The sequence below is a fragment of the Flavobacterium ranwuense genome (genome assembly GCF_004349315.1).
Taxonomy (GTDB): domain Bacteria; phylum Bacteroidota; class Bacteroidia; order Flavobacteriales; family Flavobacteriaceae; genus Flavobacterium; species Flavobacterium ranwuense.
On sequence record NZ_SMLH01000001.1, the window covers coordinates 95,787 to 107,861 of the forward strand.

Here is a 12,075-nt window from a genome sequence, read left to right on the forward strand (position 1 = left end):
AGATGAAAAACCAAAGCATAACAAATAACATCGACTGGATAAGCATAATAATCTATGTTTTATTAGTTATTTTGGGTTGGCTAAATATCTATTCGTCTTCTCTTTCATCAATGGAAGACACTTATGAAAAACAGCTTATATTCATTGTATTAACTATTCCTTTAATATTCATCATACTCTCTGTTGACGGTAAGTTTTATGAAAAATACGCAAGTATCATTTTTGGAATTTCACTACTCACATTAGCAGGATTATTTTTATTTGGAAAAACCATAGCAGGTCAACGTTGTTGGTATGCAATAGGGAGTTTTACAATTCAACCTTCTGAATTTGCAAAAGCGGCTACAGCTTTGGCGTTAGCAAAATATTTAAGTGATACCCAAATCAATTTAAAAGAAGTTAATAGGCAAATACAAGCTCTTGCAATAATACTTTTGCCTGTGATCCTAATACTTCCTCAACCTGACCCAGGAAGTGCTTTAATATACAGTATATTCATCATTGTTTTATACCGCGAAGGCTTACCGTCTTGGTATGTTTGGACAGGATTTATTACCATACTGTTATTTGTATTAACGCTGATATTAGAGCCCCAATATGTAATTCTTATAGGATTGGCTACCCTAGTGTTAGTTCATTTCAAATCAAGATTAGCCGATAGAAACATTATTTTAAGCAGTATTCTTTTTGTAATTATTTCTGGGTTTGTTTTATCTGTAAATTATGTTTTCGAAAATGTATTTAAGCAACATCACAGGGATCGTTTTAATATACTTTTGGGCAAAACAGTAGATCTAAAAGGAATCGGTTATAATACAAATCAATCCGAAATAGCCATTGGTTCTGGAGGTTGGATTGGAAAAGGGTTTCTCGAAGGGACACAAACCAAAGGAGGATTTGTTCCTGAGCAACATACTGACTATATATTTACAACAGTAGGTGAAGAATGGGGATTTGCAGGCTCATTAGTAGTTATCGCTCTTTTTGCAGGTTTATTTCTTAGAATAATATATCTGGCAGAAAGACAAAAAACAAAATTCAGCAGAGTTTATGGATATTGTGTAGCCGGAATTTTATTTACTCATTTCTTTGTAAATATCGCCATGGTTGTTGGTATATTCCCAACAATTGGTGTGCCACTTCCTTTCTTCTCCTATGGAGGTTCTGGTCTTTGGGGCTTCACTATATTATTGTTTATATTTATAAAAATGGATGCTAATAAAGTTAACGAATGGTAATTAAATCAGCTTAAGTTAAGAACTTATTTTGTTTCTAATTTTTCGTCTCATTAAATTTCAATTATTTCATCAAGTTACCGTTTTGATAAAATAACGAAACTTTAAAAAATCCTATTCTAATTAAAACTCCAATTTTTATAATTGATATTTTTTTCAATTGATTTTCAATGTTGTCATTCAATTTAGGAAAGAAGTCAATTCCAGTCAATTTTTCGATATGATCAACTGACACTATAAAACTATATAAGGGTTTCTCACTTTCTGAATTGGGAACCAAAAAACCAATCATCTTCAAGTTCTCTGTGGAATCATCCAATAAAATTTTATAAAAAAACTTAGGAACAGAAACCTTCTCTTTCTCTATTATCATTAATGAAGGCTCTAAAACTCCGCCTGTAATTACATAAATCCCATCGTATTTCACGGCCCAATACCGTACATTTTGTTCTAATATATTCAAACTCTGTTATTAAAATTATGTACTTGAGGAGAAACATTTGAAGTAAAAAAAGTTTCGTTATACGCATCTAAAGCAAACTCCATATCACCTGCCGGACAAAGATGCCCTTTATCATACATGGTCTTTTTATAATTTCACCAATCAGCCGAACCCGTTTTTACTTTAGTATCCTCAATAAATAAAGGGCGCTTAAAATTATTATTTTTAATATACTTTTTCTTCAATTCATAAGCCACCCACTCAGACTGTTCGTGAACTTCATTATACGACAAAGTGTAATACTGGTGTTTCATAACTTGATTGGCTATTGTAGATGGTAAAAATCAAAAATTTTCGCTATTGTTGCTCCTTTATTCTCGATGCTATCAATATGACTTTTACTCTCCTTTAAGTTATATCCATTTTCCCCAGTGTAAGCAGCTGAATTAATCACTTCCAAATCCTTCTTACAGGAAGAAAAAAGGATTCCATTAAAAAGAATAAAGATTAAAGCGAATAGTTTTCTATTTTTCATTTATAACTATCTATAAAGATTGTTACTATTCTTCTAGTTTTTAAAGTTAAAATTAAGCAGTTTATATTAATTAAAAGTTACAGCAACTGCTATTTTCAAAATTATCAGATTCTAAAATTTAAAAAAAATGCAATAAAGATATGTTACTCAAACTAAAAACGCTCCAAAAATTCTTCTTGAATTTCTGGAGCGTAATAGACATTAATGATTGTATGTTTTATGAATTAACAAATTCCTTATTAAGATTTCGCCAATTTATCTTTTTTTATTTTAACTGGAATATCTTTTTTTGAAATTGATTTAGGTTGTAAATCGTCCAAAACATTAATTGCCTCTTCCACATAAATATCTTTTGATAAAGCTTCATGCCACATCTCTCTTTTTTCTTTTAACGAAACATCCTTACTCATCGTTTCTGTTTCATAAGGTAAAGAAGTAAATGTCAATGTGTTTTTATAGTTTACGATTGGCTTATATTTTTTAGCTTTTTCTTCAATTTCTACTTGAGCAATTTTAAATTTATCAATGTTCAAACTATAAACGTTCTCTTCACTTCTACTATCAATCCATTTTGCATTCTCTTCAATTAATTGAAACTGTGGATTTTTACTAATTCTGTTTTTACTGTTGGCAATTGCTAGATTAAAGTTGGCATTATTATTCCAAACACTATAATCAGCCTGATCAATTTTATCCCAAGGCATTGCATTATCAATATCGCGTTCGCCCATTTTTAAATAAGCATATCTATCTGGCATAACAATATCGCTACGAACACCTTCTAATTGGGTAGATCCACCGTTAATTCTATAAAATTTTTGTGTAGTAGTTTTAATCGCTCCTAAATCCCCAACAGAACTACTCCTAACGAACTGATTTAAATCAATTACATTTTGAACCGTTCCTTTACCGTAGGTTTGCTTACTTCCAATGATGATTCCTCTTTTATAATCCTGAATTGCAGCAGCAAGTATCTCTGAAGCCGAGGCTGAGAAACTATTTACCATAATTACTAAAGGACCATCCCATTCAATTTTTTTATCTCTGTCATAAAGAACCTCTTTTTTAATACCGGCTGATTTAATCTGAACGATTGGACCTTGTTCAATAAACAATCCTGCAATATCAACAACAGTCGACAAAGATCCACCTCCGTCATCACGAACATCAAGGATAATACCGTTTACACCTGCTTTTTTTAATCGGTCAACTTCTAAAGCAATATCTTTTCCAGCATCTCTACCGTCTTTATTTTCAAAATCAATGTAGAATTTTGGCAAATAAATCACTCCGTATTTCAATCCATTTTTATTTACAATACTGGACTTCGCATACGTTTCTTCTATTTCAACGATATCTCTGATAATAGAAATAATCTTAATTGTTCCATCCACTTTTTTAACAGTAAGACGAACTTCTGAACCTTTAGGTCCCTTAATTTTCTTCACAACATCATCCAAACGCATTCCAACAACATCTACCGCTTCTCCATTACCTTGAGCCACTTTCATGATCAAATCTCCAGCTTCTAGCTGTTTTCCTCTCCAAGCGGGACCACCAGAAATAAGTTCAGAAATTTCAGTAAGATCGTTTTTCTTTTGTAGACGAGCTCCAATTCCTTCTAACTTACCGCTGATACTTACATCAAAGCGTTCTTTTTCTTCCGCTGCAAAATAATTTGTATGCGGGTCAAAACGTGCTGTTATAGAATTTACATATACTGAAAACCAGTCGTTTCTGTCTAAATCCTTGATAAAACCAAAATATTCGTCTAATGATTTTATAGAACTTTCTCTAGTTTCTTTTTCTAAAGTCTCAAAAGATTTAATTTCATAAGTAGCATCATTTTTCTTTTTGTCTTCTTCTAATTTTTGTTTGTCAACAAGAGATGAAAGAGTAGATAATTTGATTTGCTTACGCCATTTATCACTAAGTTCAGACACATTTTTTGTATAAGGCGCTTTTTCATAATCAATATTGAAACTTTCATCAACTGAATAGTCAAAAGGGGTACTCAAAACATCTTTGTAAATCTTTTTGCTTTCTTCCATACGCTTAACTAAACGGTCATAGGTCAGATTGAAAAAAGTCAAATCCTTATTCAATAACTGATTGTCCAATTGCAATTCAAATTTTGAAAATTCATCAATATCAGATTGTAAAAAGAATCGCTTAGAGGGGTCTAAAGCCTCAATATAATCTTTATAAATTCCTTTAGAGAATGCATCATCAATTGTAGCTGGACTATAATGTCCTTTCTCTATAACAAACGTCAATAACTCTAAAAGCAATTTATCTTTTTCGGGATCGGTTGATTTTGTTGCATTCATTTTGAACGCAAACAATGTCACCGAAATGCATACAACTAGAAGTAGTATTTTATAGTTTCTTTTCATAAAGTTAATAATAGTATTCATGAATCTTTTAATCGAAGTTACGGTAAAAACTATGCCAACAGTGGCAGGGCCTCCATAAATTTTTGTTAAAGATATAAAAATGTTCTTTTCTTTTAAGTTAAATGAATCAACATAACATATTTTTATCTTTTGTTTACACATTCCATTCTGTGTTATTACATTTGTCCTGAAAATTCTCGATAATCAATCTCATTTTTGCAACTATAAAATAATGAAACAAACCAGACCTTTAATTTTAATAACAAATGACGACGGTATTTCTGCACCCGGACTTAGAGCATTAATTGCCGTTATGGCAGAAATAGGAGAGATTGTGGTGGTCGCTCCAGACAATCCTCAAAGTGCCATGGGCCATGCCATTACCATAAACAGCACCTTGTATTTGAATAAAATTTCTAAAGAAAATGATCCTTTTATAGAATACAGTTGTTCTGGAACACCGGTAGATTGTGTAAAACTTGCTGTCAATGAAATTCTGAAACGAAAACCGGATTTATGTGTTTCCGGGGTCAATCACGGATCAAATTCTTCCATAAATGTGATTTACTCCGGAACAATGAGTGCGGCTGTTGAAGCGGGGATAGAAGGAATTCCTGCCATTGGTTTCTCTTTATTGGATTATGATTGGAATGCCAATTTTGACAATATAAAATCTTTTATTCGAAAAATTTCGTTAGAAGTTTTAGAAAACGGACTGCCGGAAGGAGTTGTTTTGAATGTGAATTTTCCAAAATTAGAAGAAAAAGAGATTAAAGGAATCCGAATTTGTCGTCAAGCGAAAGCACTTTGGGTAGAGAAATTTGACAAAAGAAAAACGCCTCAAGGAAGGGATTATTACTGGCTTGCCGGAGAATTTGTAAACCAAGACAATGGCGAAGACACTGATGAATGGGCTTTACAAAATGGATACATATCCGTCGTTCCTGTTCAATTTGACTTGACGGCGCATCATGCTGTACAACAACTTAACACCTGGAAATGGAATGAATAAAACAGACTTGTTTGTCGGATTTTTAATTGGATTCGCCACTACCCTTCTTGGGAGTTATATTTTTATAACTTTTTTTACTGAATTTAATTTCATTGCTGGAATTCAAATTATGAAATCACAAGGGAATTTGGGCAAAATTATAACGTTGGGTTCTATTCTTACACTAATCGCATTTGGTTTTTTACTAAAAATGAACAAAGAAACAATGGCTCGCGGCGTGGTTTTAGCAGTAATAATAATGGCAATTATCACTCTGTTTATTTAAGAAACGGTAATAGTTTATCTTTGCAAATCGAAAAACAGATTATTAAAAATAAATATGATTTTATACGTTTGAAATCCAAATTTATAAACTCCTAATCTAGAAAGCATGAAATATTATATTATAGCGGGTGAAGCTTCAGGCGATTTGCATGGTTCAAATTTAATGAAAGAACTGTATAAAAAAGATCCAAATGCTGACATCCGTTTTTGGGGTGGAGATTTGATGAAAAATGTTGGCGGTACTTTAGTAAAACACTATCGGGAATTGGCATTTATGGGTTTCATCGAAGTGATTTTTAACTTAAAAACTATTTTGAATAACATCAAAATATGCAAAAAAGACATTCTTGAATTTCAACCCGATGTTCTTATTTTCATAGATTATCCCGGTTTTAATTTGCGCATAGCAAAATGGGGCAAAGCGTTAGGCATGAGAACACACTATTATATTTCCCCTCAAATCTGGGCTTGGAAAGAAAGCCGAATTACCGATATAAAACACGACATTGATAAAATGTATGTGATTTTACCTTTCGAAAAACAATTCTACGAGGACAAACATCATTTGCCTGTCGAGTTTGTGGGGCATCCGCTGATTGACGCTATTCACAACCAACCCGCAGTTGATCCAATCCTTTTTAGAAAAGAAAATCAATTAGACGAAAAACCAATTATCGCTATTTTACCGGGCAGCAGAAAACAGGAAATCACTAAAATGCTATCTGTAATGTTGAGCGTAGTAAATGATTTTCCTGACTATCAATTTGTAATCGCTGGTGCTCCAAGTCAGGAGTTCTCTTTTTATCAAGATTTTATTTCTCATGAAAATATAAAATTCATCTCCAATAAAACATACGATTTATTGCGAAATTCAACAGCCGCATTAGTCACTTCAGGAACCGCAACTCTGGAGACGGCACTTTTTAAAGTTCCGGAAGTGGTCTGTTACAAAGGCAGCTGGGCTTCCTACCAAATTGCGAAACGAATCATTACACTTAAATACATCTCATTGGTAAACTTGATAATGGATGAAGAAGTGGTCACTGAATTAATTCAAGAGAAATGTACTACAAAACGTATTCGGGAAGAACTGAAAAAAATCCTGGAATCCAATCATCGCAATACGCTTTTGGAAAAATATGCGTTATTAGAAGACAAATTAGGTGGCATTGGTGCTAGTGAAAAAACTGCTAAATTCATTGTTTCTGATTTACAATAGCTTACAGCTAATCTGTAGCTATTTACATTTATCAAAAATATATTCTTTTGAAACATTTCGCATTCCTATTATTGATTCTTGTTTTTTTTACGGCTTGTAAATCGACTTCTCCCATAGTCACTTCTAAAAAAAACAACACAAAAAAAGAGAAACTAACGAAATCCGAAAAAAGAAAAACAAATCATCTGGCTGAAGAACTAATTGATGCAGCGGCTGAAAATCTTGGAGTAAAATATAAATACGGAGGCACAACAAAAGCAGGTTTTGACTGTTCTGGTTTAATGTTTACGATTTTTGATTCTAACAACATAACCCTTCCACGTAACTCTTATCAACAGTCAAAAATAGGTGTTGTTATAAATCCCGAACGTGAACAAGCACAAAAAGGGGACTTAATATTTTTTAAAACCAACAAAAACTCACAAATAAATCATGTTGGAATCGTCATTGAAGCCAATGATGATGAGATAAAATTCATCCATTCTTCTACTTCAAAAGGAGTAATTATTTCCTCTACAAAAGAACCGTACTATAAAAAAACCTTTGTACAATTGAATAGAGTGTTATAGACATCCAAAAAACGCTTTGTTTCTTACTAAAAATGTGTACTTTAGACTTATGAAAGTACTCCAATTTCCTTTAGCGAGAATAACAATTGGATTTATTTCAGGAATTCTTTTTACCAATTACTTTCATCTACCACTATCATTACTCTTTATTTTACTTTTCATATCCATCAGTATTTTTGGAGCATTGTATTTTTTATTCAGAAATAAAAGCAAGAATGTTTTCTATTTTGGCTTGACAACTTATCTCCTGTCTTTTCTTATTGGAATTTCGACCCAAGTAATTCACACTGATTATTTTCAAAAAAGCAATTACATTAACAACACGACTGTTTTTGAACAACCACATTCCATTTCCATAATCATTCGCGAAAAACTAAAAAGCTCACCATTTAGCGACCGTTACATTGCCATTATAAACCGTGTTAATGAGAAAAAACAAACGGGAAGAATCATCTTGAACATTCAAAAGGACAGCTTGCATCATGAATTCGAGATTGGGACACCTTTACTTATTGAGGGAGTTTTATCTAAAAACAGACCTCCTAATAATCCAAACCAATTTGATTACAGCAAATACCTCAAAAACAAACAAATCTATGCCCAACTGTATGCTGATGTTGATGAAATCAAAATTGGTTCTGAAATAGAGAAAAACATCTGGTATTATTCCTCTAAATTAAGAACAAGAATTATTCATAATTTAGAAAAAAACAACTTTAATAAAACCGAATTAAATGTCGCCATAGCTTTAATAATGGGGCAACAGCAGGATATTTCACCTGAAATTATTCGGGATTATCAATATGCTGGAGCAGTGCATATATTATCGGTATCAGGACTACATATTGGTTTCATTTTACTTTTTGTCACCTTCATCCTAAAACCAATTCCTAACACAAAACGTGGCTCATTCCTAAAATTACTTATCATTCTTACCTCTTTATTCACTTTCGGAATCATAGCCGGTTTAGCACCTTCGGTAGTGCGTTCCGTAACTATGTTTTCGTTTGTTGCCATTGGAAATCATTTACGAAGAAGTGTCAATATTTATCACACTTTATTGGTTTCTATTTTACTGATTCTGCTTTTTGAACCTTCCTTTTTATTTGATGTTGGTTTCCAATTAAGCTATTTAGCTTTATTTTTCATTATTTGGTTACAACCGCTTTTAGCCTCAATTTGGTTACCGAAAAACAAGGTTTCAAAATATATTTGGGACATTCTTACCGTTTCGTTTGCCGCACAAATTGGCACTTTACCCTTGAGCATTTATTATTTCCATCAGTTTCCGGGCTTATTTTTTGTGACCAATTTAATTATCATTCCATTTCTGAGCATCATTATGATTTTAGGAGTTTTCGTCATGCTTTTAGCCGCATTTAACAGCATTCCTGTCTTCCTTTCACAACTACTAGAATGGAGCATCTATTACTTGAATAAAATCATTAATGCGATTGCGTCTTTGGAACAATTTATAATACAAGATATTCCATTGCATTTTTATCTGTTACTCAGTAGTTATTTGGTAGTTATAACTGCAATTATTTGGCTCAAGAAACCAAGTTTTAACAAATTAGTAATGACATTGGTTTCCATTATCATTGTACAAATTTCGTGTTTGGGTATTCAGAGGAACATTCAAAACGAACAAGAATGGATTGTTTTCAACATCAAAAGAAACACATTGCTTGCAGAGCGAAACGGGGAAAACATAACGGTCTATGCGAATGATAGTATTTTGAAAACCGTTCAAAAAAACAACGCTCTAAAGTCGTATCGAATTGGGAATCTAAGTAGTCTTAGAGAGAAAAAAGAGCTACAAAATATTTTTTATTTTAATGGAAAGAAGATTTTCATTTTAGACAGTTCCGGTGTTTTTCCAAGAAATATAAATCCGGATGTCATTATACTGACTCATTCTCCCAAAATAAATTTTGATCGCTTGTTACAGACAATGAAACCAAAGATGGTCGTAGCGGATGGGTCTAATTACAAAACGATTCAAAAACAATGGAAAGTGACTTGTATGAAACAAAAAATCCCTTTTCACGCTACGAGTGAAAAGGGATATTATAAATTGAGCTACTAATTATTTCTTATGCAGAAATCCATTTGCAACAGCTAACCATGCAGATGGCCCACCAGCAACGTAACCTGTACTTCCTAAACCTTCAAAATTTACTTTGCCATCTACACTTGTGACATTAGCAAAATGGATTGTCGGAAATCCTTGAATTGCAAAAACTTGCTGCAATTCGTCATTTTGTTTTTTAATCTCAGGAGTCTGAGGTGTTCTTCTAGGATAATCTAATTCCACTAAAACCACATTTTCTTTAGCCCAAGCAGCAAATTCAGCTGTTTTCAAAACCTCTTTTTGTAACCTGATACACCAACCGCACCAGTCGCTTCCCGTAAAAAACAACAACATTGGTTTTTTAGTTTTATTAGAAACTTCCATAGCCTTAATGACGTTGGTTTCCCAAACTAATTCTTGTGCTTCAGCGGCAAATGAACCCGCAAACAATACTAAAGCAACTATTAATTTCTTCATGTTTATAATTTTTAATTATTGAATAATCAAAAATGATGCCTGAAAATTATCGAACACCATGCATTAATTTCTTAATTACCGGCCCCATCAAAATAGAGAATAAAGCCACCGCAATAGATATTATGGCTAACATCCAGAAGAAATAACTTAATCCATGTTCATTGGCAATTTTATCAATATTTTCTCCAAACATACCTGCTCCTTTCATTCCTATTGCAACTGCAAGATACCAAACTCCAAACATAAATGCAATCATTCTTGCAGGAACTAATTTACTCACATAAGACAATCCTACCGGAGAGATACACAATTCAGCCATAGTATGGAAAAGGTAGACCAAAATAAGCCAAATCATACTTACTGAAGCTGTTTTTGCTCCAGCTTCGATTCCGCTTGCGCCAAAAGCAACACAAGCCATCCCAAGCGCTAATAATCCCATTCCGATTCCGTATTTTAAATTAGCCGAAGGATTGTATTTACTTTCCCACCATTTTGAAAATAATGGTGCTAATGAAATAATAAACAATGAATTTAAGGTAGAAAACCAAGTTGCAGGAACTTCCGTCAATGCAGTAGTCACTTTATCAATTTTTAACGCCTGCAAAGTAGCATCTGACAATGATAAATATCCTGCAGTGTAATAATCTTTAGCCAACATCCATATTGCTATTGTCCAAATAATCACAAAACTCACACTTAGAATAATATTTGCAAGAGCGTAAAATTTAAAAGTTTGTTTGAATAATAAAATCAATACCCAAGTAATAATCACTAATGGTAAAATAGTAATCAATGAATTCATCACTAAGAATACTACACTCCAATTACCTGTTAAAACTCGATCCGTATAATCATTCGCAAAAATGGTTAAACTGTTTGGTGACTGTTCGAAAATTGCCCAGAAGAAAATAGTCAGAAAAGCAAAAAATGTAACTGCTATTAATTTTTCTTTAGTAATTTTAGAATATTGAGTAAATCTATAAATCAACAATATAATAAATACAACCAGTGCTGAAACTATAGCAATAGAATTACCATTCGCTCCTAAGAAAGAAAAAACATTTACTTTACCTCCAGATATTTTGGAAGCAGGATCATTCAAAAGCCACAATAAAGCTAGTAATGATGAAAATGCAATAGCTGTTAATTGTATTGGTGAAAAAGGATTTCTTTTATCCGTATCCAAAGCTTCTGCTTTCGCTTTGCTTTCTTTGTTTGGTTTTAAACCGATGTCTCCAAAGATATTTTGAGACAACCAAAACTGTAACATTCCAAAGAACATAAAAATACCGGCTAAACCAAAACCATAAGTCCACCCCACTTTTTCTCCTAAATAACCACAAAGTAAAATACCAAAGAAAGCCCCAGCATTTACACCCATGTAAAATAAAGTATAAGCACCATCTTTTTTCTCAGGACGGTCTTTGTACATTTCGGATACGATGGATGTCATATTTGGTTTGAAAAAACCATTCCCAAAAACCAACAATACTAATCCTAAATAAATAGAAAATTCTGTTTCAACAGCCATAGAAGCGTGTCCTAAAGTCATCAAACTTGCGCCAACAACAACAGCCCATCTAAAACCAATTACTTTATCGGCAAAATAACCACCTAACATTGTGGATAAATAAACCAATCCTACATAGGATCCAAATAATGCAGAAGCATTTTCACGAGTCCATTCCCAACCACCATCTGTAAAGGAAGCGGTTAAAAATAGTATCAGTAAAGAACGCATTCCGTAGAATGAAAATCGCTCCCACATCTCTGTGAAGAATAAAACGAATAATCCCGCTGGATGTCCTAGAACGGTACTTTTAAAAAATTGATCTGTAGTATTTTCACTCAT

At 32.8% G+C, this 12,075-nt stretch carries 10 protein-coding genes and 1 pseudogene; 6 read left to right on the forward strand and 5 right to left on the reverse strand.

Translation table 11 applies throughout. The annotated features are described in order from the left end of the window. Positions 1–2 precede the first annotated feature (2 nt). Complete coding sequence (rodA, locus tag E0I61_RS00415) at positions 3–1,238, forward strand: rod shape-determining protein RodA (protein WP_131991425.1); 1,236 nt, start codon at positions 3–5, stop codon at positions 1,236–1,238. A 61-nt stretch (positions 1,239–1,299) separates the two neighbouring features. On the opposite strand, the gene E0I61_RS16515 is transcribed toward rodA, so the two are convergent. From E0I61_RS16515 to E0I61_RS00425, 3 genes and pseudogenes are all read right to left on the reverse strand, one after another. Next, positions 1,300–1,698 (reverse strand): DNA/RNA non-specific endonuclease, encoded by a 399-nt coding sequence (locus tag E0I61_RS16515; RefSeq protein WP_262708560.1) that lies wholly within the window; start codon positions 1,696–1,698, stop codon positions 1,300–1,302. Further along, positions 1,695–1,991 (reverse strand): annotated as a pseudogene (locus E0I61_RS16520) (DNA/RNA non-specific endonuclease). The gene E0I61_RS16515 and the pseudogene E0I61_RS16520 overlap by 4 nt, the downstream one beginning before the upstream one ends. Before the next feature lie 460 nt (positions 1,992–2,451). Continuing rightward, positions 2,452–4,629, reverse strand: a complete 2,178-nt coding sequence (locus E0I61_RS00425; protein ID WP_131991423.1) for a carboxy terminal-processing peptidase — start codon at positions 4,627–4,629, stop codon at positions 2,452–2,454. A 211-nt stretch (positions 4,630–4,840) separates the two neighbouring features. Between E0I61_RS00425 and surE the strand changes: the two genes are divergently transcribed. The 5 genes from surE to E0I61_RS00450 all read left to right on the forward strand — a co-directional run bounded on the left by surE (position 4,841) and on the right by E0I61_RS00450 (position 9,761). Further along, the gene (surE, locus tag E0I61_RS00430) at positions 4,841–5,620 is read left to right on the forward strand and encodes a 5'/3'-nucleotidase SurE (protein WP_131991421.1); all 780 of its coding nucleotides are present in this window, start codon (positions 4,841–4,843) and stop codon (positions 5,618–5,620) included. Beyond that, on the forward strand, positions 5,613–5,885 hold the full coding sequence (locus E0I61_RS00435) for a hypothetical protein (RefSeq protein ID WP_132068681.1): 273 nt from the start codon (positions 5,613–5,615) through the stop codon (positions 5,883–5,885). Before surE ends, E0I61_RS00435 begins: the two co-directional genes overlap by 8 nt. A 105-nt stretch (positions 5,886–5,990) precedes the next feature. Next, positions 5,991–7,103 (forward strand): lipid-A-disaccharide synthase, encoded by a 1,113-nt coding sequence (lpxB, locus tag E0I61_RS00440; protein WP_132068683.1) that lies wholly within the window; start codon positions 5,991–5,993, stop codon positions 7,101–7,103. Positions 7,104–7,150: 47 nt separating this feature from the next. After that, positions 7,151–7,672 (forward strand): C40 family peptidase, encoded by a 522-nt coding sequence (locus E0I61_RS00445; protein ID WP_132068685.1) that lies wholly within the window; start codon positions 7,151–7,153, stop codon positions 7,670–7,672. Between the two features lie 49 nt (positions 7,673–7,721). After that, positions 7,722–9,761 carry a ComEC/Rec2 family competence protein gene (locus tag E0I61_RS00450; protein WP_132068687.1) on the forward strand — a complete coding sequence of 680 codons (2,040 nt, stop codon included), beginning with the start codon at positions 7,722–7,724 and terminating at the stop codon, positions 9,759–9,761. Here the strand turns inward: E0I61_RS00450 and E0I61_RS00455 are convergent, their stop codons facing one another. Together E0I61_RS00455 and E0I61_RS00460 are read right to left on the reverse strand one after the other, a co-directional pair. Next, a complete protein-coding gene (locus E0I61_RS00455) occupies positions 9,762–10,223 on the reverse strand; it encodes a thioredoxin family protein (protein WP_131991411.1) in 462 nt (153 codons plus the stop codon). 46 nt (positions 10,224–10,269) lie between these two features. Next, entirely contained in the window at positions 10,270–12,075 is a 1,806-nt protein-coding gene (locus E0I61_RS00460) for a peptide MFS transporter (protein WP_131991409.1), read from the reverse strand.

Excerpts from the sequence above, each read along its gene's own strand:
- rodA (WP_131991425.1), top strand. The coding sequence starts at position 3 with ATGAAAAACCAAAGCATAACAAATAACATCGACTGGATAAGCATAATA.
- E0I61_RS00435 (WP_132068681.1), top strand. The coding sequence starts at position 5,613 with ATGAATAAAACAGACTTGTTTGTCGGATTTTTAATTGGATTCGCCACT.
- E0I61_RS00455 (WP_131991411.1), bottom strand. The coding sequence starts at position 10,223 with ATGAAGAAATTAATAGTTGCTTTAGTATTGTTTGCGGGTTCATTTGCC.
- E0I61_RS00450 (WP_132068687.1), top strand. The coding sequence starts at position 7,722 with ATGAAAGTACTCCAATTTCCTTTAGCGAGAATAACAATTGGATTTATT.
- E0I61_RS00425 (WP_131991423.1), bottom strand. The coding sequence starts at position 4,629 with ATGAATACTATTATTAACTTTATGAAAAGAAACTATAAAATACTACTT.
- lpxB (WP_132068683.1), top strand. The coding sequence starts at position 5,991 with ATGAAATATTATATTATAGCGGGTGAAGCTTCAGGCGATTTGCATGGT.
- E0I61_RS00460 (WP_131991409.1), bottom strand. The coding sequence starts at position 12,075 with ATGAGTGAAAATACTACAGATCAATTTTTTAAAAGTACCGTTCTAGGA.
- surE (WP_131991421.1), top strand. The coding sequence starts at position 4,841 with ATGAAACAAACCAGACCTTTAATTTTAATAACAAATGACGACGGTATT.